Origin of the sequence: Plantibacter sp. VKM Ac-2880 (assembly GCF_015351235.1) — a bacterium.
GTDB lineage: Bacteria > Actinomycetota > Actinomycetes > Actinomycetales > Microbacteriaceae > Plantibacter.
Window position 1 is genome coordinate 1,293,724 of sequence record NZ_JADKSJ010000002.1, and the last position, 23,199, is coordinate 1,316,922.

General features: G+C 70.2%; 24 protein-coding genes. 7 read left to right on the plus strand and 17 right to left on the minus strand.

Annotation, left to right across the window (positions count from 1 at the left end; translation table 11 throughout):
• Positions 1–691: 691 nt before the first annotated feature.
• The 3 genes from ITJ57_RS18130 to ITJ57_RS18140 all read right to left on the minus strand — a co-directional run bounded on the left by ITJ57_RS18130 (position 692) and on the right by ITJ57_RS18140 (position 4,451).
• Positions 692–1,816, minus strand: a complete 1,125-nt coding sequence (locus ITJ57_RS18130; RefSeq protein ID WP_194671376.1) for a bifunctional 2-methylcitrate synthase/citrate synthase — start codon at positions 1,814–1,816, stop codon at positions 692–694.
• A 144-nt stretch (positions 1,817–1,960) separates the two neighbouring features.
• A complete protein-coding gene (prpB, locus tag ITJ57_RS18135) occupies positions 1,961–2,860 on the minus strand; it encodes a methylisocitrate lyase (protein WP_056010708.1) in 900 nt (299 codons plus the stop codon).
• 31 nt (positions 2,861–2,891) lie between these two features.
• The gene (locus ITJ57_RS18140; RefSeq protein WP_194671377.1) at positions 2,892–4,451 is read right to left on the minus strand and encodes an MmgE/PrpD family protein; all 1,560 of its coding nucleotides are present in this window, start codon (positions 4,449–4,451) and stop codon (positions 2,892–2,894) included.
• Between the two features lie 300 nt (positions 4,452–4,751).
• Between ITJ57_RS18140 and ITJ57_RS18145 the strand changes: the two genes are divergently transcribed.
• On the plus strand, positions 4,752–5,183 hold the full coding sequence (locus tag ITJ57_RS18145; protein WP_194671378.1) for a hypothetical protein: 432 nt from the start codon (positions 4,752–4,754) through the stop codon (positions 5,181–5,183).
• 59 nt (positions 5,184–5,242) lie between these two features.
• Here the strand turns inward: ITJ57_RS18145 and ITJ57_RS18150 are convergent, their stop codons facing one another.
• From ITJ57_RS18150 to ITJ57_RS18170, 5 genes are all read right to left on the minus strand, one after another.
• On the minus strand, positions 5,243–5,575 hold the full coding sequence (locus tag ITJ57_RS18150; RefSeq protein ID WP_194671379.1) for a helix-turn-helix domain-containing protein: 333 nt from the start codon (positions 5,573–5,575) through the stop codon (positions 5,243–5,245).
• Between the two features lie 193 nt (positions 5,576–5,768).
• On the minus strand, positions 5,769–6,593 hold the full coding sequence (locus tag ITJ57_RS18155) for an NAD(P)-dependent oxidoreductase (RefSeq protein WP_194671380.1): 825 nt from the start codon (positions 6,591–6,593) through the stop codon (positions 5,769–5,771).
• On the minus strand, positions 6,590–7,423 hold the full coding sequence (locus ITJ57_RS18160) for an enoyl-CoA hydratase/isomerase family protein (protein WP_194671381.1): 834 nt from the start codon (positions 7,421–7,423) through the stop codon (positions 6,590–6,592). The genes ITJ57_RS18155 and ITJ57_RS18160 overlap by 4 nt, the downstream gene beginning before the upstream one ends.
• Before the next feature lie 52 nt (positions 7,424–7,475).
• Positions 7,476–8,255, minus strand: coding sequence for an SDR family NAD(P)-dependent oxidoreductase (locus ITJ57_RS18165; RefSeq protein ID WP_194671382.1), 780 nt, complete (start codon positions 8,253–8,255; stop codon positions 7,476–7,478).
• Positions 8,256–8,325: 70 nt separating this feature from the next.
• The gene (locus ITJ57_RS18170; RefSeq protein ID WP_194671383.1) at positions 8,326–9,507 is read right to left on the minus strand and encodes a thiolase family protein; all 1,182 of its coding nucleotides are present in this window, start codon (positions 9,505–9,507) and stop codon (positions 8,326–8,328) included.
• Between the two features lie 322 nt (positions 9,508–9,829).
• Between ITJ57_RS18170 and ITJ57_RS18175 the strand changes: the two genes are divergently transcribed.
• From ITJ57_RS18175 to ITJ57_RS18200, 6 genes are all read left to right on the plus strand, one after another.
• The gene (locus tag ITJ57_RS18175) at positions 9,830–10,795 is read left to right on the plus strand and encodes a rhodanese-related sulfurtransferase (RefSeq protein WP_194671384.1); all 966 of its coding nucleotides are present in this window, start codon (positions 9,830–9,832) and stop codon (positions 10,793–10,795) included.
• Between the two features lie 10 nt (positions 10,796–10,805).
• Positions 10,806–11,279, plus strand: coding sequence for an SRPBCC family protein (locus ITJ57_RS18180; protein ID WP_194671385.1), 474 nt, complete (start codon positions 10,806–10,808; stop codon positions 11,277–11,279).
• Between the two features lie 146 nt (positions 11,280–11,425).
• Positions 11,426–12,379 (plus strand): L-lactate dehydrogenase, encoded by a 954-nt coding sequence (locus tag ITJ57_RS18185; RefSeq protein WP_194671386.1) that lies wholly within the window; start codon positions 11,426–11,428, stop codon positions 12,377–12,379.
• Between the two features lie 105 nt (positions 12,380–12,484).
• Positions 12,485–13,390 carry an ATP-binding cassette domain-containing protein gene (locus ITJ57_RS18190; protein ID WP_194671387.1) on the plus strand — a complete coding sequence of 302 codons (906 nt, stop codon included), beginning with the start codon at positions 12,485–12,487 and terminating at the stop codon, positions 13,388–13,390.
• Complete coding sequence (locus ITJ57_RS18195) at positions 13,387–14,211, plus strand: ABC transporter permease subunit (protein ID WP_194671388.1); 825 nt, start codon at positions 13,387–13,389, stop codon at positions 14,209–14,211. Before ITJ57_RS18190 ends, ITJ57_RS18195 begins: the two co-directional genes overlap by 4 nt.
• A gap of 66 nt (positions 14,212–14,277) precedes the next feature.
• Entirely contained in the window at positions 14,278–15,294 is a 1,017-nt protein-coding gene (locus ITJ57_RS18200; RefSeq protein WP_194671389.1) for an acryloyl-CoA reductase, read from the plus strand.
• A 168-nt stretch (positions 15,295–15,462) separates the two neighbouring features.
• On the opposite strand, the gene ITJ57_RS18205 is transcribed toward ITJ57_RS18200, so the two are convergent.
• The 9 genes from ITJ57_RS18205 to hemQ form a co-directional block, all read right to left on the minus strand.
• A complete protein-coding gene (locus tag ITJ57_RS18205) occupies positions 15,463–15,753 on the minus strand; it encodes a hypothetical protein (protein ID WP_194671390.1) in 291 nt (96 codons plus the stop codon).
• A 111-nt stretch (positions 15,754–15,864) separates the two neighbouring features.
• Positions 15,865–16,275 carry a DUF4190 domain-containing protein gene (locus ITJ57_RS18210; protein WP_194671391.1) on the minus strand — a complete coding sequence of 137 codons (411 nt, stop codon included), beginning with the start codon at positions 16,273–16,275 and terminating at the stop codon, positions 15,865–15,867.
• A 189-nt stretch (positions 16,276–16,464) separates the two neighbouring features.
• Positions 16,465–16,812: a hypothetical protein gene (locus ITJ57_RS18215; RefSeq protein ID WP_056010669.1), complete on the minus strand. Its 348-nt coding sequence runs from the start codon at positions 16,810–16,812 to the stop codon at positions 16,465–16,467.
• Between the two features lie 107 nt (positions 16,813–16,919).
• Positions 16,920–18,335 (minus strand): glutamate-1-semialdehyde 2,1-aminomutase, encoded by a 1,416-nt coding sequence (locus ITJ57_RS18220; RefSeq protein ID WP_194671392.1) that lies wholly within the window; start codon positions 18,333–18,335, stop codon positions 16,920–16,922.
• Positions 18,332–19,339 (minus strand): porphobilinogen synthase, encoded by a 1,008-nt coding sequence (gene hemB / locus ITJ57_RS18225; RefSeq protein WP_194671393.1) that lies wholly within the window; start codon positions 19,337–19,339, stop codon positions 18,332–18,334. The genes ITJ57_RS18220 and hemB overlap by 4 nt, the downstream gene beginning before the upstream one ends.
• Positions 19,340–19,434: 95 nt before the next feature.
• Positions 19,435–20,259 carry a uroporphyrinogen-III synthase gene (locus ITJ57_RS18230; protein WP_194671394.1) on the minus strand — a complete coding sequence of 275 codons (825 nt, stop codon included), beginning with the start codon at positions 20,257–20,259 and terminating at the stop codon, positions 19,435–19,437.
• Positions 20,256–21,203 (minus strand): hydroxymethylbilane synthase, encoded by a 948-nt coding sequence (gene hemC / locus ITJ57_RS18235; RefSeq protein ID WP_194671395.1) that lies wholly within the window; start codon positions 21,201–21,203, stop codon positions 20,256–20,258. The genes ITJ57_RS18230 and hemC overlap by 4 nt, the downstream gene beginning before the upstream one ends.
• Complete coding sequence (locus tag ITJ57_RS18240) at positions 21,200–22,450, minus strand: ferrochelatase (RefSeq protein ID WP_056782248.1); 1,251 nt, start codon at positions 22,448–22,450, stop codon at positions 21,200–21,202. Before ITJ57_RS18240 ends, hemC begins: the two co-directional genes overlap by 4 nt.
• Entirely contained in the window at positions 22,450–23,172 is a 723-nt protein-coding gene (hemQ, locus tag ITJ57_RS18245) for a hydrogen peroxide-dependent heme synthase (protein ID WP_194671396.1), read from the minus strand. Before hemQ ends, ITJ57_RS18240 begins: the two co-directional genes overlap by 1 nt.
• Positions 23,173–23,199: the final 27 nt, after the last annotated feature.

Below are 23,199 nucleotides of genomic sequence, written 5' to 3' on the forward strand. Positions count from 1 at the left end.
GTATACAGTATCGAAATTCTGCAGGCACTTATCACCGATCTGGATCTTCCCGGAAGTACCGATGGCGGGGATGGCCACGACCGATGCCTGAGCACTTGCCTCCTCAAGACTGAGAGAGGGGCGGGCGTAGAAAGAAGGTGGGTTGTCGGCGTTGGCCCAGTAATACGCGGAGTAGTACGGATTCTGCAGAACGAACTTGCCGGTGAGCTGTGCCGAAGCGGTGTCCGCGACGGCGACCTCGGGCGAGTCGGCGACCGCGGCAGCCGGCCCGGTGAGGACACCGGACGCGGCGATGGCTATCAGCCCGAAGGCCGACAGGGTTTTCTTGAGCTTCATAGGGAGGAAGCTTCCTTTCATGAGCGGGCGCTGCGGCACAGAGCAGCTCGATTTTCGGGTCGAGGAGGAGCGCGCAGCCAGGGAGATGTCCGAGGATCGAACATGTTTGATTGTAACAGATATTTTAGTATGTACAACATGAGTTTGGTATTTTTCAACGGCCACCCGGTCCCTGAGCGGGTCGAAGGGCGCACTTCGACAAGCTCAGTGACCGGGACGGGGCACTCAGTGACCGGGGTAGGGCGGGCCCGTGACCGGGGATGGTCCGATGGGCGGGTCCGGTCCCTGAGCCTGTCGAAGGGCACGCAGAACACCCCGCCGAGTCGGGCTCGGCGGGGTGTGGGTGCTGCGGCTGTCAGCTGACGGGGACGTGCCGCTCGTCGGGACCGACGTACTCGGACAGCGGCCGGATGAGCGCGTTCGACGCCAGCTGCTCGGCGATGTGCGCCGTCCAGCCGACCACGCGGGCCGCGACGAACAGCGGCGTGAACGTCTCCGTGTCGAAGCCGATCAGCTTGTACGCCGGACCGGACGGGTAGTCGAGGTTCGGCTTGATGTTCTTCCGCGCGACCATGTCGGACTCCAACGCCGTGTACAGCTCGAGGACCTCCGGCTTGCCGTAGTGCTCCGCGAGCTTCTCCAACGACGCCAGCATCGTCGGGACTCGCGAGTCCCCGTTCTTGTACACGCGGTGGCCGAAGCCCATGATCTTGCGCTTCTCGGCGAGCGCCGCATCCAACCAGGCGCTCGCGCGGTCCGCCGAGCCGATCTCGTCGAACACGTGCATGACGGCCTCGTTCGCGCCACCGTGCAGCGCCCCCTTGAGGGCCCCGATCCCGCCGACGACCGCCGAGTAGAGGTCGCTGAGGGTCGAGGTGATGACGCGGGCCGTGAACGTCGAGGCGTTGAACGAGTGCTCCGCGTAGAGGATCATCGACACGTCGAACGCGTCCACGACGACGGGGTCGGCTTCCTCGCCGAAGGTCATGAACAGGAAGTTCTCGCTGTACCCGAGGTCGTCGCGCGGCGGCACGAGCTCGAGGCCGTGACGGCGACGCTGGTCGTAGGCGACGATCGCCGGCAGCTTCGCGTAGAGGCTCGCCGCCTTCACGGCGTTCGCCTCGGCCGTGTTGGTCTCGGCGGTCGGGTCGTTCGCACCGATGACACTCACCGCAGTGCGGAGGGCGTCCATCGGGTGCGAAGTGGTGGGAAGGAGGTCGATCGCCGCCTTCACGTTGTCGTCGAGCGCGCGCTGCGACCGCTCCAGCGACGTGAACTCGGCGAGTTCGGCCTCGCTCGGCAGCTCGCCGTTCCACAGCAGGTACGCCACCTGCTCGAAGGTGCAGTGCTCCGCGAGCTCCTGCACCGGATACCCGCGATAGAGGAGGGAGTTCGTCTCCGGGTTCACCTTCGAGACACTCGTCACGTCGACGACGACGCCGGCGAGACCCTTCTTGATGTCGCTGGTCGCTTCGGTCATGCGGTGCTCCTTTGCGGTGGTGCTGCGGTCATGCGTGGGTCGAGCTTGGCAGCAGGGTCGCCCCTCGACAAGCGCGGGGAGCGGAGACCCAGGTGGTGTTCATCGGGGCCGGTCGGCCACCCGGTCCCTGAGCTTGCCTGCGGGCTACCGGTCGACGGTGAAGTTGAACACCGAGGTGTCGAAGCGGTTGTAGCCCTCATAGTCGATGAGTTCGTAGAGGTCGGCGCGGTGCTGCATCTCCCCCAGCTTGCCCGTGAGCGAGCCCTCCTCGTTCAGCGTGTCGAGCGCACGACCCGCCGCACCCATGGCGATGCGCAGGAGGGAGACCGGCCAGATGACGAGGTTCACCCCCACGTCGGCGAGCTGCTGACTCGTGAACAGCTCACTCTTGCCGAACTCGGTCATGTTGGCGAGGATCGGCACGTCGACGGCCGCACGGACGGCGGCGAACTCCTCGAGCGACCGCATGGCCTCCGGGAAGATCGCGTCGGCACCGGCGTCGACGAGTTGCTTGGCCCGGTCGATCGCCGCGTCGAGACCGTCGACCGCCGCGATGTCGGTCCGCGCCATGATGAGCAGGTTCGGGTCGCGACGCGCGTCGACGGCGGCGCGGATGCGACCGAGTGCGGTCGAGGTGTCGACGACCTGCTTGCCGTCGAGGTGCCCGCAACGCTTCGGGTTGACCTGGTCCTCGATGTGGAGGCCGGCGAGCCCGGCGTCCTCGATCTCCTGGACGGTGCGCGCGACGTTCATCGGCTCTCCGAAGCCGGTGTCGGCGTCGACGATGGCCGGCAGCTCGGTCATGCGCGCGATCTGCTTCGCCCGACCGGCGACCTCGGTGAGGGTCGTCAGGCCGATGTCCGGCAGACCGAGGTCGGCCGAGAGGACGGCTCCGGAGATGTAGACGCCGTCGAAGCCCTTCTGCTCGATGAGGCGAGCGGACAGCGGGTTGAACGCTCCGGGAAATCGGAGCAGTTCACCGGTGGCGAGCCGCTCTCGGAAGGCGCGGCGCTTCTCGGCCGGCGTGGTCTGGCTGTACAACATCAGCGATGTCCCGTCTGGTCGTCGGCCGGCATCAGAAGAGACCGGTCGGGTGCGGTGCCGAGGCGAGGACCCCGGAGGACGCTTGGATGCTCAGCTGCTTGACCTCGTCCGCATCGAGCTCGGGCAGGCGTTCGGCGAGCGCGAGGAAGCGGTCGATCTCCTCCGGGTCGAGGACGCCGGCGGCGAGGGTGCGGAACTTCTGCACGTAGTCGGCGCGGGCGAACGGCCGGGCACCGAGCGGGTGGGCGTCGGCGACGGCGATCTCGTCGACGATGGTCGAGCCGTCGGTCAGGGTGATCTCGATGCGGCCGCCGAACGCCTGCTCGGACGGGTCGAGCGAGTGGTACCGGCGCGTCCACTCCGGGTCCTCCGCCGTGGTGATCCGGTGCCACAGCTCCACCGTGTCCTCGCGCTGCGCCCGCTCCGGCCGGTAGGAGTCGACGTGGTGCCACGCACCGTCCTGCAGGGCGACCGCGACGATGTACGGGATCGAGTGGTCGAGCGTCTCGCGCGAGGCCGTCGGGTCGTACTTCTGCGGGTCGTTCGCCCCGGAGCCGATCACGTAGTGCGTGTGGTGGGAGGTGTGAAGGACGATCCGCTCGACCTGTGGTCCCTGCCCTTCGACAAGCTCAGGATCCGCGTGTCGAAGGGCGAAAAGCTCCGGGTGCTCGTGATGCAGCTTCCGGGCGAGGTCGATCCAGGCCTGCGCCTGGTACTCGGCCGAGTGCTCCTTCGTGAAGGAGTCGAGGATCGCCAGCTTCGGCTCCCCCGCGCCGGGCAGCGGGATGTCGTAAGAGGCGTCCGGGCCGTCGAGCAGCCAGGCGACGACGCCGTCCTCACCCTCGTAGATGGGCGACGGGCTGGTCTCGCCGCGCATCGCCCGGTCGACGGCCTCGACCGCGAGCTTGCCGGCGAATGCCGGGGCGTGGGCCTTCCACGTGGAGATCTCGCCCTTGCGGGACTGCCGCGTCGCCGTCGTCGTGTGGAGCGCCTGACCGATGGCCTGGTAGATGGTCGTCTGGTCGAGGCCGAGCATGGTGCCGATGCCGGCCGCGGCGCTCGGGCCGAGGTGCGCGACGTGGTCGATCTTGTGGCGGTGCAGACTGATCGCCTTCGCGAGGTCGATCTGGATCTCGTACCCGGTCGCGATACCCCGCACGAGGTCGGCGCCCGTGCACCCCACGTGCTGGGCGACCGCGACGATGGGCGGGATGTTGTCGCCCGGGTGCGAGTACTCGGCCGCGAGGAAGGTGTCGTGGAAGTCGAGCTCCCGCACGGCGACGCCGTTGGCCCACGCCGCCCACTCCGGTGACACGCGGCGGGCGAGGTCGGGACCGAACACGGTGGCTCCGTCGCCGCCGGTGCTGACGGGGTGGCTGAGGGCCTGTGCTCGTGCCGAGGAGACCGGGCGACGCGTGAGCGAGGCCGCTGCGACCGCCGCGTTGTCGATGACCCGGTTGATGATCATGTCGACGACCTCTGGTGTCACCTCGACCGGATCGGTGGCGACACGGGCGAGCTGCCAGGCGAGCTGCCCTTCGCGCGCGAGGTTCTCCTCGCTGCGGTGGACACGCAGGTGGTGCTGGATCACGGGTGTTCCTCTCAGGTGCTGCGGGCGCCGGCACCTCCTCCCAGCCTACGCCCGACGGCCGCGCCGACAGCGGCAGGAGAACCGGCCGGGAACAGGACGTTTTCCGCACAGACGGCGCTCGGCGTGAGGCGGGCTCCCTCCCGACTGACATACCAGGCGTGCTCTCCACGACTGTTCAGCCGACGCACACCGCGCACCCGGCGGGAGCGGCCAGGCTGGCTCCGGGCTGCGCGAGCGGGCCCCCGTCGCGACAGTCCCGAGGTCGGCGATGCTGCACCCGACACCGCTGAGGAGACGACCATGACCGACCAGAGCGCCGACGTGGTGCGCGCCGACGCCCTCCACTACACGACGATGTTCGCGGAGAAGCCGTTCGAACCGGCATTGCTCCTGTTCTGCGCGAACGGCGCCTACCGGATCCTGTCGCCGGGCGAGGACCACCCGGGGAGCTACGTCGCCGAAGGGCCGCTCGACGCCGATCGGGTTCGGGTGAACTTCATCTCCTGGCCGTCCGAGGATTGGAACCGGAACGTCGCCTTCCACGTCCTCGACTTCGACCGGGCCTCCGGGCGGTTCACGCAACAGCTCCGGCTGCCCGGCGACCCCGAACCCAAGCACCAGGCCGGACGGCACACCGAGGTGACGGCGCTCGGGCACTGGGACGCGGACACGACGTGGGAGTCCGCGGCTCCCCAGCTCGCCTCGGTGTTCGCTTCGCTCGCTACCGGCTGAGCCCGGAGTCGGTGCACACGGGCATCGTCCGGGCCGGACCTGGACGTTCGGGACGCGCCTCAGGCGGCGAGCAGCTGCGGGTCCGCCGGGGGACGGAGCAGGGTGACGGTCGCCTCGGCGAGCGGGGCGTCGGTGAGCGGAGGCTCGAGGAGCGCCGGCGTGGTCGCGGCGTCGAAGCGGTCGGCGATGTCGAACATGAGGGTGTCCAGCCCGGTGCGCAAGGCGTCGGCGATGGTTACGACGACCTCCGACGAGGCGTCCTTCCGGCCGCGTTCGATCTCCGACAGGTACGGCGTCGAGACGGCGGCCGCCAGGGCGACGTCCTGCAGGGTCCGCCCCTGTTCCAGACGGCGCGTGCGCAAGGCGGCGCCGAGGGCTTCGCGGTACAACATGGCGTCCCCTTCCGGCTCGTTGGTCTCACTGTAGGCGCGAGCCGACCGGAGGCGGGGAGCCCACGTTCTGCCGTCAGCGGACACCCCCGCTCCCTGAGCTCCACCCCGATCCCTGAGCTTGTCGAAGGGCCCCGGTCCCTGAGCCCCACCCCGGCCCCTGAGCCCCACCCCGGTCCCTGAGCCTGTCGAAGGGCTACAGGAAGATGTCCGGGTACAGCTCGGACTCGTCGACCCCCGGTGAGTACTTCGTGAAGTCGGTGACGCCCGCCTCAGTGAGCACGTCCTCGACGATGAGCGACCGACCCGTGAGCTCCCGCGCCGGCGAGATGAGCACCTCGTAGGCCGCGTCGGCGTAGATCTCCGGTGTCCGGCTCTTCGCCAACAGCGCCTCGCCGCCGAGGATGTTGCCGACGGCCGCCGTCTTGATCGTCGTCTTCGGCCAGAGCGTGTTCGCGGCGATGCCGTCCCGCCCGAACTCCGCGGCGATCCCCAGAGTCACCATCGACATGCCGTACTTCGCGAGGGTGTAGCCCGTGTGGGCGCCGAGCCACTTCGGGTCGAGGTTCAGCGGCGGCGAGAGCGAGAGGATGTGCGGGTTCTCCGCGTCACGCAGCATCGGGATGGCCGCGCGGGACAGCATGAAGGTGCCGCGGACGTTGACGTCCTGCATGAGGTCGTAGCGTTTGGCGTCGAGGTCGAGGGTGCGCGCCAGGCTGATCACGCTGGCGTTGTTCACGACGATGTCGATGCCGCCGAACTCGCCCGCCGTCTCGAACACGGCACGGGTGATGTCGTCGTCGTTCCGCACGTCACCGAGGATGGGCAGCGCCCGCCCGCCCGCATCACGGATCGCCTCCGCCGCGGTGTGGATCGTGCCCTCGAGCCGCGGGTCCGGGGTGTCGGTCTTCGCGAGGATGGCCACGTTGGCGCCGTCACGGGCGGCTCGGAGGGCGATCGCGAGGCCGATGCCACGGCTGCCGCCCGACATGAGGATGGTCTTGCCGGCGAGAGTGGTCATGCGGTGGGCTCCTTCGGGGTGGTGGCAGTGGTGGCGCTTGCGCGCCTGGCGGAGGCGGCGGCGAACGCCGAGACGCGGGCCACGGACTCCGGCGTCTCGATCGCGGCACCGATCGTGCGGGCCTCATCGTCGAGTGCGTCCTGGTACGTCCTGCCGACGCTCTCCCGGAGGAGACGCCTGGCCTGTCCGAACGCGGCCGTCGCGCCCGCCAACCAGAACGCCGCCACCTCGCGCGCACGCGCATCGAGCTGGTCGGCCGGGACGACCTCGGTGACGAGCCCCCAGTCGAGCGCCTCCTCGGCACTCAACATCCGCGGGCTGAGCGTGAGTTCGAGGGCCCGGCGCATCCCGACCGCCTCGGGTAGGAGTGTGCTCACCCCGCAGTCGGGCGTGAGGCCGATGTCGGCGTACTTGCTGACGAACTTGGCGCGGTCCGAGGCGACGATCACGTCCGCGACGAGCATGAAGCCCAACCCGCCACCGGCCACGGCGCCCTGCACTGCGGCGACGATCGGCTTCGCGGCCTGCTGCAGCGTCCGGTGCCCCTCGTGGATGATGTCGGCGAGCTCCGTGACGAACGCGCCGGTCGACCCCGGACTGCCGTCGCCCATGCCCGCCATCGCGAGGACGTCGCCGCCCGCGCAGAACGCCGGACCGTTGGCATCGAACAGGACGGCCTCGACGTCGTCCCGCTCGGCGATCTCGATGGCGAGGTCGCGCCACCGCCTGGCCGCGCGGTCGTCGATCGCGTTGAGGCTCTTCGGGCGGTTGAGCGTGAGGTGCGCGAGGCCGCCGCCCACGTCGAAGAGGATCGTGTCGTCACTGGTCACGTGGTGCTCCCTGGTCGGTGATGGATCGATGCGGCGGTCGGTGCGCGGCCGCTCACTTGGGCGCCATCCGGATCGCGCCGTCGAGGCGGATCGTCTCGCCGTTGAGGTAACCGTTCTCGATGATGTGGAGCGCGAGGGCGGCGTACTCGTCGGGCCGGCCGAGGCGGGCCGGATACGGAACCTGCTGCCCGAGCGACGCCTGCGCCGCTTCGGGCAACCCGGCGAGCATGGGCGTCTCCATGATCCCCGGCGCGATCGTCACGACCCGGATCGCGTGGCGCGCCAGCTCGCGGGCGATCGGCAGGGTCATCGAGTGCACCGCACCCTTCGACGCGGCGTAGGCGGGCTGGCCGATCTGGCCGTCGAACGCGGCGACCGAGGCCGTGTTGACGATGACGCCGCGATCACCTCCGCCGTCCGAGGCGTCGCCGTCCGGTTCGTTGTGCTGCATCGCGTCCGCGGTGAGTCGGATGACGTTGAACGTGCCGAGGACGTTGACCCGCAGCACCCGTTCGAAGGCTTCGAGGTCCGCGGGCCCGTCGCGCCCCAGCACCTTCGCCGGTGGGGCGATCCCCGCGCAGTTGACGACGACCCTGAGCGGGCCGCGCGAGGTCGCCGCCTCGACGGCCGCCTGCACCTGCTCGCCGTCGGTCACGTCCGCCGGGACGAAGGTGGCGAACCCACCCAACGCCTCGGCTCGCTCCTCGCCCGCGGAACCGGGCAGGTCGACGAGCACGACGCGCGCGCCCGCTCCGGCCAGGCGGGTCGCGGTCGCGAAGCCGAGTCCTGAGGCGCCGCCGGTGACGATCGCCGAGCTTCCGGTCACATCCATGTCGGTGATCCCTTCCTGCAGTGGTGATCCCGCGACACGTGCGAGGGACGGGGAATGGAACGCACGGCGGTCACAGCCGTTCGATGATCGTCGCGTTGGCCATACCGCCGCCCTCGCACATCGTCTGCAGGCCGTAGCGCCCGCCGGTCGCCTCCAGCTGACCCAGCAGGCTGGCGAGGAGCTTCGTCCCGGACGCACCGAGCGGGTGGCCGAGCGCGATCGCCCCGCCACGGGGGTTGAGCCGCTCGTCGTCCACCCCGAACTCGCGCTGCCACGCGAGCGGTACGGAGGCGAAGGCCTCGTTGACCTCGAACGCGTCGATGTCGTCGACGTCCAGTCCGCTGCGCCCGAGGATGCGACGGGTGGCGGGCAGGATGCCGGTGAGCATCTCGATCGGGTCGCTGCCCACCGCGGCGAAGGAGACGAACCGGGCGCGCGGGGTGAGCCCGAGCTCCGCCGCCCGCACCTCGCTCATGATGAGCGCCGCCGAGGCGCCGTCCGTGAGCGGTGAGGCGTTCCCCGGCGTGATCCGCCAGGCGATCTCGGGGAAGCGGGCAGCCATGCGGTCGTCGTGGAAGACGGCGGGGAGGCCCGCGAGGCCTTCGGTCGTCGTGCCGGCACGGACCGTCTCGTCGGTGGTGACGACCGAGCCGTCCGGGAGGGTGACCGCGACGACCTCGCGGTCGAAGCCGCCGGACGCCCAGGTGGCCGCGGCCCGCTCGTGGGAGCGGGCGGCGAAGGCGTCGAGCTCGTCCCGACTCAGGTTCCAGCGGGCGGCGATGAGTTCGGCCGCGATGCCCTGGCCCACGAGCCCGTCGGGGAACCGGGCGCGGAGTGCTGAGCCGAGCGGGTCGGCCCCCTGCACGTTGGAACCCATGGGGGCACGACTCATCGATTCGACGCCGCAGGCGATCACGACGTCGTTCCCGGCCGCCATGACGCTCTGCGCAGCGAAGGTCGTCGCCTGCTGGCTGGAGCCGCACTGGCGGTCGATCGTCGTGCCGGGGGTCTCCTGCGGGAGCCCTGCGGCGAGCGCCGCGTTCCGTGCGATGTTCTGCCCCTGCTCGCCGGACTGGGTGACGCAGCCGGCGTAGACGTCCTCGACGGCGGTCGGGTCGATGCCGGTCCGCTCCACGAGGGCACGGATCGTGCCGGCGAGGAGGTCCGTCGGGTGCACGGTGTTCAGCGCTCCGCCGGGTTTGCCACGGCCGGACGGGGTCCGGATCGCGTCGACGATCACTGCTGTGCGCATAGCCATCTCCTTCGAGGTCTGCGTCCACCCTAGGCGCGCGACGTGCGGGGGTCACGGGGCTTGTCGACCGCGCACAAGACGAAGGCTGGATCGGGTCGCGTGGCCCTTCGACAAGCTCAGGGACCGGACGGGGGAACTCAGGGACCGGACGGGGGAACTCAGGGACCGGACGGGGGAACTCAGGGACCGGACGGGGAACTCAGGGACCGGACGGGGGAACTCAGGGACCGGACGGGGGAACTCAGGGACCGAGGGGGACTCCGGGACCGGGGTCGCGGCCTGACACGGGAGCGGGTCGCGCACGGGCGATTACGATTGACCGGTGGCCGACCCGAAGATCCTCCTGTACTACGCGTTCGCGCCCCTCGCGGACCCGGAGGCGATCCGCCTGTGGCAGCGCGACCTCTGCGAGTCGCTCGGTCTCCGCGGCCGCATCCTCATCTCGAAGGACGGCATCAACGGCACGGTCGGCGGCGAGCTCGACGCCTGCAAGCGGTACGTCCGGAAGACGACGGAGCACCCAGCGTTCCGCGGCCTGGACGTCAAGTGGAGCGACGGTTCCGGCTTCGACGAGGACGACACCGTCCGCACGTCCAAGCACCGACCGGCGCCGTGGCGGCGGATCAGCGACTTCCCGAAGCTCAGTGTGAAGGTACGCGAGGAGATCGTGTCCTTCGGCGCCCCCGGCGAACTGCGGGTCGACGAACACGGCGTCACCGGTGGAGGGGTGCACCTCCAGCCCACCGAACTGCACGAGCTCGTGGCCGAACGTGGTGACGACGTCGTCTTCTTCGACGGCCGCAACGCGTTCGAGGCGGAGATCGGCCGGTTCGCGGGCGCGGTCGTCCCGGACGTCGCGACCACCCGGGACTTCGTCGCGGAGCTGGACAGTGGCAAGTACGACCACCTCAAGGACAAGCCCGTCGTCACCTACTGCACGGGCGGCATCCGTTGCGAGGTGTTGTCAGGGCTCATGCGCTCGCGTGGCTTCGGCGAGGTCTACCAACTCGACGGCGGCATCGTCCGGTACGGCGAGCAGTTCGGCGACGACGGCCTCTGGGAGGGATCGCTGTACGTGTTCGACAAGCGCGGTTCGCTGGACTTCAGCGACCACGCCGCTGTCATCGGGCACTGCGTCGTCTGCGACACGGCGACGAAGCACCTGCAGAACTGCGCCGACCCGTCGTGCAAGACGCAACTCGTGGTCTGCGAAACCCACGCGGACGACCCGAGCGGTGGCCCGCGGTGCATCGTCCACGCCGACACAGCGCCGGCCGCGATCACCTGAGCGAGCGCCCATGACCTCCCACTTCATCCTCCGTACGGAGCTCGACGGCACGATGGAGCAGGCGTTCGAGCTCGCGCGTTCCATCGACGCGCACCTCGGCTCGATGCAGCACACCAGTGAGCGGGCGATCGGCGGGGTGACCTCCGGCCGCATCGGCCTGGGCGAGACGGTCACCTGGCGTGCGCGGCACTTCGGTGTCCCGTGGACGATGACCAGCCGGATCACCGAGTTCGAGGAGTTCGACCGCTTCACCGACGAGCAGGTGCGCGGCCCGTTCCGCAGCTTCCGGCATGTCCACCTCTTCGAACCGCTCGAACGCCCGATGGGGACGGCGCGCACCATCATGCTCGACGACATCACCTTCTCGGCGCCCTTCGGCCCCCTGGGCGTCGTCGCGGAACACCTCGCCCTCACCAGGCATCTGCGGCGGCTCATCCAGGCGCGGAACCGGTGGCTGGCGGACGCCCTTCGACACGCTCAGTGACCGGAGGGGGTGGCTGAGCGACCGACCGCGACAGGCTCCGGTCCCTGAGCCTGTCGAAGGGCGGGCGATACCTCGACATCGAGACAACCCGAGCTCCGACGGGCTCGACTCCGACCGCGCACATCCGCCCCTGCCAAGATGGTCCCATGGGTGTTCGCACGAAGTCGAAACTGGCCATCATCGGGGCGGGGAGCGTCGGTTCGTCCCTCGCGTACGCCTCGCTCATCCGCGGCAGCGCCCGCCGGGTGGCGCTCTACGACATCGACGGCGAGCGGGCCTCCGCCGAGGTCCTCGACCTCGCCCACGGAACGCAGTTCACCGGGTCGAGCAGCATCACCGGTGGTGACGACATCTCCGTCGTCGCCGACGCAGACGTGGTCGTCATCACGGCCGGCGCCAAACAGGAACCGGGCCAGACCCGCCTCGACCTGGCGGGGACGAACATCCGCATCCTCGAACAGCTGCTCCCGAAGCTCGTCGAGCAGGCACCCGACGCGATCTACATGCTCGTCACGAACCCCTGCGACGTCCTCACCGTCGCCGCCCAGCAGATCACCGGTCTGCCCCGGGAGCGGGTCTTCTCCTCCGGGACGGTCCTCGACACCTCCCGCCTGCGCTGGCTACTGGCCGAGCGGGCCGGAGTCGCGACCTCCGCCGTGCACGCCCTCATCGTCGGCGAGCACGGCGACAGCGAACTCCCCCTGTGGTCGCAGGCGACCATCGGCCCCGTGCCGATCCTCGACTGGGAGCTGCCCGACGGCTCCCGGTTCACCGAGCAGCAGCTCGACGAGATCGCCGTCGACGTCCGAACCGCCGCCTACCGGGTCATCGAGGGCAAGGGGGCGACGAACTACGCGATCGGCCTCTCGGGGGCGCGCATCGTCGAAGCCATCCTCGGCGACGAGCACGCGATCCTGCCGGTGAGCACCGTGCTCGACGGGTACCACGGGGTGAGCGGCGTGGCACTGTCGGTGCCGAGCATCGTCGACCGCTCCGGGGTGCGCTCGGTCGTCGAGGTCACCATGTCGCCGCGTGAGGAGCAGCAGTTCGCCGACTCGGCTGCGGCCGTCCGAGCATCGCTCGACTCCCTCGGGCTCTAGCAGGCCGGTCTCATCTCCCCCGAGCGGCCGATGCGCAACCGGGGTCGCCCCGATAGCGTTGACGGACGAGGCGCGGATCCGGCCGCGCCCGTGGGGAGGCACCGGATGACCGCTGGCGTGACGATCGAGTTCGACGGACTCTCGAAATCCTTCGGGGCGGTGCAGGCGGTCGACGACCTGACGTTCCACGTGGAACCGGGGAAGGTCACCGGCTTCCTCGGGCCGAACGGCGCCGGGAAGACCACGACCCTGCGCATGCTGCTCGGACTCGTCCAGCCCAGCTCGGGGACCGCGACCTTCGGGGGCGTGCCGTACGCGAAGCTCCCCGTACCCGCGGCTACGGTCGGCGCGGCCCTCGAGGCGGCGAGCTTCGTCCCCGGGCGCACCGCCCGCAACCACCTGCGCGTGCATGCTTCGGCAGCACGCCTGCCGTCGGACCGCGTCGACGCGGTGCTCGCGCAGGTCGGACTGCTCGACGTGGCCGACCGCCGCGTCGCCGGGTACTCCCTCGGCATGCGGCAACGCCTCGGTCTCGCGACCGCCCTCCTCGGCGACCCCGGGGTGCTGGTCCTCGACGAGCCCATCAACGGCCTCGACCCCGAGGGCATCAAGTGGATCCGCGGGTTCTTGACCGCCCTCGCGGCGGAGGGCCGGACGGTCCTCATCAGCTCCCACCTGCTCAGCGAGGTGCAGCAGTCGGTCGACGAGGTCGTCATCATCGCCAAGGGGCGCCTCGCGCACGTCGGCACCCTCGCGAGCCTCGATGCCGCCGACACCCTCCGGGTCGTCGTGAACTCGCCCGAGCACGAGCGCCTCGCCACAGCACTGACCGCCGCCGGTTACACCTTCGACCAGGCCCGCTCGGGGCTCATCGTGCACGATGTCGAATCCATCGACATCGGCCGCGTCGCCCTCGCCGCAGGTATCCCGCTCAGTGCACTGTCGCGGCATCGATCAGGGCTCGAGGATTCGTTCCTCGCCCTCGTCAGCGGCGGGGAGGACCACGCATGAACTCGCTCCTGGCGGCTGTCCGCTCCGAATTCCTCAAGGTCTTCACCACCCGCGTGTGGTGGGGGCTCGCGCTCATCCTGTTCGTGTACGTCGGTTTCGCCGCGGCCGGGGCGGCGCTCCTGTTCGCCAACATCCCGGGTGCCGCGGAGTCCAGCGGTGGCGGCGCGCAGGCGACCAGCGAGATGCTCACGCAACCGAGCCTCATCTACGGGTTCGCGACGAGCATCGGGTACGTGTTCCCGGTGCTGCTCGGAGCGCTCGCGACCACCGGTGAGTTCCGGCACCAGAGCCTCACGCCGACGTTCCTCGCCAACCCGAACCGCGGCCACGTGCTCGTCGGCAAGGTCCTGGCGCTCACCGGCGTGGGCGCACTCTACGGCGTGATCGCGCTCGTGGCGTCGGTCGGTCTCGGAGGTGGGGCTCTGGCGATCAGCGGTATCGACCCGCTGTTGACCGACCCGGACACCTGGGCGCTCATCGGCCGGGCGGTCCTCGCCATGGCCCTGTGGGGTGCGATCGGCGTCGGCCTCGGTGCCGTCCTGCCGAGCCAGGTCGGCGCGATCATCGTCGTGCTCGCGTTCACCCAGTTCGTGGAGCCGCTCCTGCGTCTCGCGGCGTCGTTCTCCGAGGTCACCGCGTCGATCGGCCGGTTCCTCCCCGGTGCCGCGACCGACGCCCTGGTCGGGCCGAGCTTCTACTCGATGATGTCCGCGCAGCAGGACGCGCTGACCTGGTGGCAGGGCGGGCTCGTGCTCCTCGGGATCGGTGTCGTCGTCGCCCTCATCGGCTACGCCACCACCTGGCGACGCGACGTCACGTAGCCCAGGTGGACGCGTAGGCTCGGACGACAGCCAAACACCGGCGCCAGCGTCGGAGACGGGAGCACCATGGGCCGCGCATACGTCATCGAGCAGGTCGAGCAGGAGGGCGGGAAGCCCACGCGGACCGTCGAGCTCCGCGATCTCGACGACGCCGAACTCCCCGACGAGTCGGTCACCGTGGACGTCGAGTTCTCCAGCATCAACTACAAGGACGCCCTGGTCCTGACCGGCAAGCCGGGCGTCGTTCGGGAGTTCCCGATGGTCGCGGGCATCGACCTCGTCGGTGTCGTCGCGGAATCGTCCGACCCGGACTGGAACGCGGGCGACCGCGTCGCGCTCTTCGGCGACGGCCTCAGCGAGACCCGCTTCGGCGGGCTCTCCGAGCGCGCTCGGGTCCGCCCCGACGCACTCGTCCGGGTGCCAGACCACGTCTCGAGCGCACAGGCCGCCGCGATCGGCACGGCCGGCTTCACCGCATCCCTCTGCGTCCTCGCCCTCGAGCACGGCGGTTTCGCCTCGGGCGCTGTCCGGCCTGGCGGCCTCCCCGTCCTCGTGACCGGTGCCGGCGGCGGTGTCGGCGGGATCGCCATCGCCCTGTTGGCGGCAGCCGGGTTCGAGGTCGCCGCGGCCACCGGCCGCGTCGACGAACTCGGCGACGCCCTGCGGGAACTCGGGGCCTCCTCGATCGTCGATCGGGCGGAGCTCTCCGAGGCGGGCCGTCCGTTGGGCAGTCAGCGCTGGGCCGGCGCGGTGGACTCCGTCGGCGGGCAGACGCTCGCGACGGTCCTGTCACAGCTCGAGTACGGCGGGACGGTGGCCTCGTGCGGTCTGGCCGGTGGTTCGGACCTCCCGACGACCGTCATGCCGTTCATCCTGCGCGGGGTCACCCTCGCGGGCGTGAACTCCGTCGAGGCACCACGGGCCGCGCGGGAGGCCGCCTGGGAGCACGTCACCTCGGCGCTCGACCTCGACATCCTCGATCGCCTCACCGAGACGGTCTCCCTCGCCGACGCAGTCGATGCCGCCGAGCGGGTCCTCTCGGGCTCGGTCCACGGCCGCATCGTCGTCGACGTCCGCGCCTGATCGACGAGCCCGCCTATTCCTCACTCAGGAGAACTGCGGCGCGGCGCGTGCCCACCGGGCCGACACACCCGCGACCTCCTCAGACAGCGCGTCGGACGAGGCGCTGGGAACGCGACAGCGGCCGGTGCCCGAAGGCGACCGACCGCTGTCGACTGAAGCTGCTGAGACTCAGTAGCCGGCGCCCGACATGACCGAGCCGAGGGTGACGGCGTAGAGGATCGAGCCGATGATGCCGAGCACGAGGAGGATGGCGCCGATGATGACACCGATCTTCGCGAGCTGGTTCGGGTAACCGGCGGCCTTGGACTGGTTCTTCGCGACGAGGCTGATGATCAGGCCGACGAGCGGCACGACGATCGCGAGGATGAGGCCGACGAGGCCGAGGGTCTTGCCCGGGTAGTCGGCGGGCAGTGCCGCGCCCTGCTGCTGGCCGGGGTTGTACTGGGGTGCGTTGGTCATGATGGTTCCTCTCGAGGATGGTTGATGCGCCAGGGGCGCGAGCCAACAGTAGTGGTTGAGGTGCCCGACAGGGGATGGGGACAACTCCCCAATCCGACGGGCGTCGCGGAACTAGGGGCAGGTGATGGTGGTGGAGCCGCTGGTGTGCGTGCCCGAGCCGAGCTCGCCACACACCTCGGATACGGCCGATGCACCGACCGCGACCAGGGCGATCGTGATGATGATGCCGAGCACGATGAACACGATCGAGAGGATGAGGCCGACCTTCGCCAGGGTGTTCTTGACCCCGGCGTTCTTCGACTGCATGAGGGCGACGATGCTCAGGATGAGACCGATCGGCGGCGCGAGGAACGCGAGGATGAGGCCGACGATGCCGAGGGTCTTGCCCGCGGTCGCGTCACCGGACGAAGCCGAGCCGCCGGAGTAGGCCGGGGCCGAGCCGTACTGATCCTTCGGCGGCTGCGGGGCCTGCGGGGCCTGCGGGGGCTGGCCGGGGTATTCACCGGGAGGAGGAGTCGACATGGGCTGTGGTCCTTTCGAACAGGCGGTCTTCGGAGGTTCGAGCGGCCCCAGGATACCGGTCAGATGCCGTTTTGTGCCCTGTTCGAGGGAATTGGTCGCGAACGACCCTGATCAGGGTCACGTTGTGGGTGCGTCGGCTTCGAGGGCACGGCCAGGACCGGGCCGCCCACGAGGCCTCCCGAGGCTCGCCTAGTGCAGGTCGAGCGCGGCGATGAGTTCGGCACTCCGACGGGTCGTGATGATCAGCCGCGAGTACTCGGTGTCTTCCAGATCGATGACGACCGACGGCTTCGTGCCCTTGATGACGAGGAAGTCCTTACCGCCGTGGAACTTCCACTGCCCGATCGCGAGCGTCAGCGGGATCGCCGTGCCGGGGGCGCGGATGCCGCGGACCCAGATCCACGGATCGTCCGTGATGGTGGCGGAACGGATGCTCGACCGTGGCACGACGACGTTGCTCCGACGCAGCGAGAGTGCTTTGTCGTACGCGGACAGTTCGATCTCCAGTCGGTCGGGGTGCAGACGCAAGGAGGCCATGCCTCTAGTCTGCCAAGCCCCACCGACGTTCGCGTTGCCGGAAGTTCACAAAGCGGTAACGCATGGCCTGTCGAGCGAGGATGACGGCCCGCGAGCGCCCGCCCGCGTCAGCGGATGGCCGCCGCGGCCGCGCGTGCGGCAGCGGGGAGCGCGTCGACGATACGGCTGATCGCCTCGTCGTCGTGGGCCGCGGAGACGAACCAGGCCTCGTAGACGCTCGGCGGCAGGGACACCCCGGCGTCGAGCATCCGGTGGAAGAACGCCGGGTACCGGAAGGCGTCCTGGCGGAGGACGTCCGCGTAGTCGGTCGGAGCCGTCTCGCTGAACGCGAAGGAGAACAGGTTCCCCGCATGCTGGACGGTGTGTGCGACACCAGCCTCCGTGAGGGCGTTCGACGTGGCCTCCGAGACGATCGCGGCCGCGGTGTCCACCCGGCGGTAGACCTCCTGGTCGGCCAGGCGCAGCGTCTCGATGCCGGCGGCGAGGGCGACCGGGTTCCCCGAGAGGGTGCCCGCCTGGTAGACCGGGCCGAGTGGCGCGAGCAGGTCCATGAGCTCCGCCCGCCCACCGAGCGCCGCGAGCGGCATGCCGCCGCCGATGACCTTGCCGAAGGTGAAGAGGTCGGGCTGGTACACGCCGACCGGGATGCTGATGGCGCCGGTGGGGTTCGCGACCGCGTGGTTGCCGGCCTCCCAGTCCTCGGCACCCGGGGTCGGCACCGTCCCGGGCGCGACCGCGGCGAGGCCACGGTTGTCGAGTCCCCACCAGCCGGCGGAGGAGACGCGGAAGCCGGTGAGCACCTCGTCGATGATGACGAGCGCTCCATGCTCGTGGGCGAGCTTGACGACCGCGGCGTTGAACCCGGGTGCGGGCGGGACGACGCCCATGTTGGCGGAGGCGGCCTCCATGATGATCGCGGCGATGTCGGCCCCGCGCTCCGCGAAGACCGTCTGGAGCGCCGCGCGATCGTTGTACGGGACGACGATCGTCTGTGCGGCGGTCTCGGCGGTGACCCCGGCGGACCCCGGCAGGGCGAGCGTCGCGACGCCCGAACCGGCCTCGGCGAGCAGTCCGTCGGAGTGTCCGTGGTAGTGCCCGGCGAACTTGACGATGAGGCTGCGACCCGTCGCGCCGCGTGCGAGACGGATCGCCGTCATCGTCGCCTCGGTGCCGGTGGAGACCATGCGCAGCTTCTCGATCGGCGCGACACCGGAGGCCTGGACGCGCTCCTTGACGAGCTCCGCGAGTTCCGTCTCGGCCGGGGTCGACGCCCCGAACGACAGACCTCGGGCGGCGGCGGCCTGGACGGCCTCGACGACCTGCGGGTGCGCGTGACCGAGCAGTGCCGGACCCCACGCACTGACGAGGTCGACGTACTCGACGCCCTCGGAGTCGGTGATGTACGGGCCCGTGGCCGAGACCATGAAGCGCGGCGTGCCACCGACCGAGCGGAAGGCGCGGACGGGCGAGTTCACGCCGCCGGGGATGGAGCGCTGGGCTCTCGCGAATGCTGCGTCGTTCATCGGGTTCCTCCCACGCGCAGGCCGCGCGACTCGTCCAGCCAGGCGGCGAGCTCGACGGCCCAGTACGTCAGCACGGCCTCGGCACCGGCGCGCTTGATCGACAACACCGACTCCTCGATCGCCCGACGGCGGTCGATCCAGCCCTGCCGGGCGGCGGCCTCGATCATGGCGTACTCGCCGGACACCTGGTACGCCCACACCGGGATCGACACGGTGTCGGACACGTCCGCCAGCACGTCGAGGAAGCTCCCGGCCGGCTTCACCATGACGATGTCGGCACCCTCGGCCTCATCGATGAGTGCCTCTCGGAGCCCTTCACGACGGTTGGCGGGGTCGAGCTGGTACGTGCGGCGGTCGCCCTGGAGCTGCGAGTCGACGGCTTCGCGGAAGGGGCCGTAGAGGGCCGAGGCGAACTTGGCGGAGTACGCGAGGATGATCGTCTCGTCGAATCCGGCGGCGTCGAGCGTCTCGCGGACCGCGGCGACCTGGCCGTCCATCATGCCGGACAGGCCGAGCAGCGCCGAACCGGCTTCTGCCTGCGCGAGCGCCATGTCGCGGTAGCGGTCGAGTGTCCGGTCGTTGTCGACGCGTCCGCGGGCGTCGAGGACCCCGCAGTGGCCGTGGTCGGTGAACTCGTCGAGGCAGAGGTCGGTCTGGACCACCAGGGCGTCGCCCACCTCGGTGACCAGCGCACGCGTCGCGACGTTGAGGATGCCGTCCGGGTCGGTCGCGCCGGAGCCGATCGCGTCGCGCTCCGCCGGCACACCGAAGAGCATGACCCCGCCGATGCCGGCCTCGGCCGCCTCGACCGCCGCACGCTTGGCGCTGTCGATCGTGTGCTGCCGGACGCCCGGCATCGAGGTGATCTCGACGGACTCCGAGATGCCCTCACGGACGAACATGGGCAGCACGAGCTCCGCCGGATCGAGCCGGGTCTCGCTCACGAGGCGACGGATGGCCGGCTGTTGCCGGAGACGACGGGGACGGGTCTCGGGGATGCTCACCCGTCAAGCCTACGCGTCACCACCGACGCACCCTCCCGGTTCGCGCAGGGCGTGATGCCGGTCACGGCGCGACGTCGGCCAGGGCGTGACGCCGGTCAGGCCCTGCCGCCGTCGGCGCCGTCCTCGCGGTTCCGACGGAGCGCAACAGACACGATCGCCTCGATGAGCGAGTCGACCGTCTGCTGCTCGGCGACGACGTCGACCCGGAGGCCGTAGCCACGCGCGTCGCGAGCCGTGCGTGGTCCGATCGCGGCGATGACGGTGCTGTCGGGGATCTCCGGGAACTGCGACCGGACCTGCTCGGCGACACTGCCCGAGGTCACGAGGATGGCACGCACGCGCCCGCTCGCGACGTCGGCCACGATCTTCTCCGCGACCGGCACACCCACCGTGCGGTAGGCGACGACCGACTGCACGTCGTGTCCGGCCGCGATGAGGCCCTCGGTGAGCAGCGGCTTCGCGATGGCCGAACGCAGCGTGAGGATGCGCTTCGGGTGCGGTTCGAGGACGGTGAGGTCCTGCACCATGCCCTTGGCCGAGTTGTCCTTCGCGGGGACGAGGTCGACGCTGTAACCGACCGCGGTGAGCGCCGCAGCCGTGGTCTCACCGACGGCGGCGACGCGGGTCGTCTCGGGGATCCGGATCCGCTGCGAGGACAGGACGTCGACCGTGGTCGCGCTCGTCACCGTCAGCCAGTCGAACTCGCCGGCCTCGAGTGCCGCGAGCGCGGTCGCGAGGGTCTCAGGGTCGTCCGTGCTGGCGAAGTTGATCATCGGGGCGACGACCGGGGTGCCACCCTTGCCGCGGACCGTCCCGGCGACCGAGTCGCCCCAGGGGCCGCCGCGCGGCACGAGCACGCGCCACCCGCCGAGCGGTTTGGTGGCGGTGGGCACGGTGTCCGGCTTCGTCCAGTCCTTCACGCGGTGCCTCCCAGCGGGGCCAGGTCGGCTGCGCCGGCCTCGATGAGTTCGTCGGCGAGCGAGACGCCGAGCGCGTCCGCCGCCTGCAGCAGCTCCCGACCATGGCCCTCGCCCGAGAAGCCCTCGGAGCGGCTCTCCCGATGGATCATCCGGGTGCCGTCGAGCGAGTAGACCGCGGCCTGCAGCACGAGGACCTCGTCGTCGAGCCAGGCGGCCGCACCGACCGGAGCCGAGCAGCCCGCTTCGAGGCGTCGGAGCACCGCGCGCTCGGCGGTGGCCTGCCAGCGGCTCGGAGCGTGGTCGAGCAGTGCGATCGATCCGGCGATGGAGGACTCCTCGTCGGCGAGGCACTCGACCGCGAGCGCACCCTGCCCGGGTGCGGTGGGCCAGGTGTCGAGGTCGAAGAGACCGGTGACGGCGTCGAGTCGGCCCAGGCGGGTGAGCCCGGCGGCGGCCAGGACGACCGCGTCGAGGTCGTCCTCGATGCGTCGCAGACGGGTGTCGATGTTGCCGCGGATGTCGACGACGTCGAGGTCGGGACGGACGCGCTTCAGCTGGGCGATGCGGCGGGGGGAACCGGTGCCGATGCGGGCACCCTGCGGCAGATCGTCGAGCGAACGGTCGCCGGAGGCGCACAGGGCGTCGCGCGGGTCCTCGCGCATCGGCATCGCAGCGATCGTGAACTCCTCGGCCTGCGCCGTCGGGAGGTCCTTCAGCGAGTGCACGACGAGGTCGCACGCCCCGTCGAGCAACGCGTCGCGGAGGGCGTTGACGAACACGCCGGTGCCGCCGATGGTCGCGAGCGACTCACGGCTGGTGTCACCCTGCGTGGTGATGGTGACGATCTCCACCTCTTCGCCCGTGGCTGCCGTGAGGGCGTCCGCCACATGACCGGTCTGCGCCAACGCGAGAGCGCTGCCGCGGGTTCCGATACGAAGGGTCATGGGGCGATCCCCGAGAACGCCGGCTTGAAGCCCAGGCGGGCGTTCTCGCAGCACCCGGGGCGGCAGACGTCGTACCACGGACCGAGGTCGGTCATGTGCGGGCGCTCCTCGACCGGGGTCCCGTCGCGACGCTCCAGGACGAGGTCGATGAGCCCCTTCACATAGGCGGCGGACGTACCCGGGGTCGGCACGCGGACGGCTGCGAGGTCGTGCTCACCGGCGGTCTCGATGGCCTCGTTGTCGAGGTCCCACATGACCTCCATGTGGTCGCTCACGAATCCGAGCGGGACGATGACGATGGCCTTGCGACCCGCGGCGGGGAGCTCGGCGATCGCGTCGTTGATGTCGGGCTCGAGCCACGGCATGCTCGGCGGGCCGGAGCGGGACTGGTAGACGAGCTGCCACGGCACGGAGATACCACTGCCGACCGCGCCACCGAGGACACCGTTCTCACGCAGCTGGTCGATCGCGTTGGCCATGACGACCTCCGCCACCGCGAGGTGCTGGGCCTCGTAGGCACCGTGATCGCCGAAGTTCCGGAAGTCGGGGCCGGAGCGCGCCGCGTCGCCGGTCGGGATCGAGTGGGTCGCGAAGAGCACCTCGATCTGGGTCTCGGCGACGAGCTCGGGCTGCTCACGCAGGTAGTCCGCGATCGCGTCGCGGACACCGTCGATGAACGGCGTCACGAAGCCCGGGTGGTCGAAGAACTGACGCACCTTGTCGATCTGGATCTCGCCCTGCAGGTTCGTCTCGTCGACCGCCATCGCGAAGTCCTCGCGGTACTGGCGGCAGCTGGAGTACGACGAGTAGGCACTCGTGGCGACGGCGATGAGCTTGGTGAAGCCACGCTCGTGTGCCTCCGTCAGCGCGTCACGGAGGTAGGGGTCCCAGTTGCGGTTGCCCCAGAGCACGGGCAGGTCGATCCCGCGCGAGGCGAGTTCGAGTTCCATCGCGGCCTTGAGCGCGCGGTTCTGGTCGTTGATCGGGCTCACCCCGCCGAAGTGGCGGTAGTGGTGGGCGACCTCCTCGAGACGTTCCTCGGGGATGCCACGACCACGGGTGACGTTGCGCAGGAAGGGGATGACGTCGTCCTGGCCTTCCGGCCCACCGAATCCGGCGAGGAGGATGGCGTCGTACTTCGTCGGCTCGGAGACGTGCTCGGGGCCGGCCGCCGCGGCGTCGGTCGCTCCGCGGACGATGCGCTCCGGAGCGTCCGCCCCTGAGCTGCCCAGGTTCATCGCGGCCATCAGCGAACCACCTCCAGTGCCTCGGCAGGCGTGATGCGGCGTCCCGTGAAGAAGGGCACCTCTTCACGCACGTGGCGACGTGCCTCGGTGTTGCGGAGGTCGCGCATGAGGTCGACGAGCTCGACCACGTCGTCGGCCTCGAGCGGCAGGAGCCACTCGTAGTCGCCAAGGGCGAAGGAGGCCACCGTGTTGGCGAGCACGCCGGTGAAGGCGGCGCCCTGACGGCCGTGCTCCGCGAGCATCTTGCGACGCTCCTCCTCGGGCAGCAGATACCACTCGTAGCTGCGGACGAAGGGGTACAGGCAGAGCCACCCCTTCGGCTCGATGCCACGGAGGAACCCGGGGACGTGCTGGCGGTTGAACTCCGCGTCCCGGTGGACGCCCATGGCGTTCCACGTGGGGGCGAGCGAGGCGAGGATGGCGGTGCGGCGCAGCTCGCGGAGACCCGCCTGCAGGCCCTCGGCGGTGTCGCCGTGGAGCCACAGCATGAGGTCGGCGTCGGCGCGGAGACCGGAGACGTCGTAGATGCCGCGCAGCGTCACCCCCTGGGCTTCGATGAGCGCGATGGATGCTTCGAGTTCGGAGACATGCTCTTCGCCGAGCGGCAGCGCATTCGCCGGCTCGCGGCGCAGGACAGCCCAAAGGGTGAATCCTGAGGGGCCAGTCGGGGTGGCTGAGTCGGTCGGGTGGTGCGATGCCTCGGCAGAGGCCGGGTGAGTCATAGTCCTATCCTCACCCAGTTCGGTCGA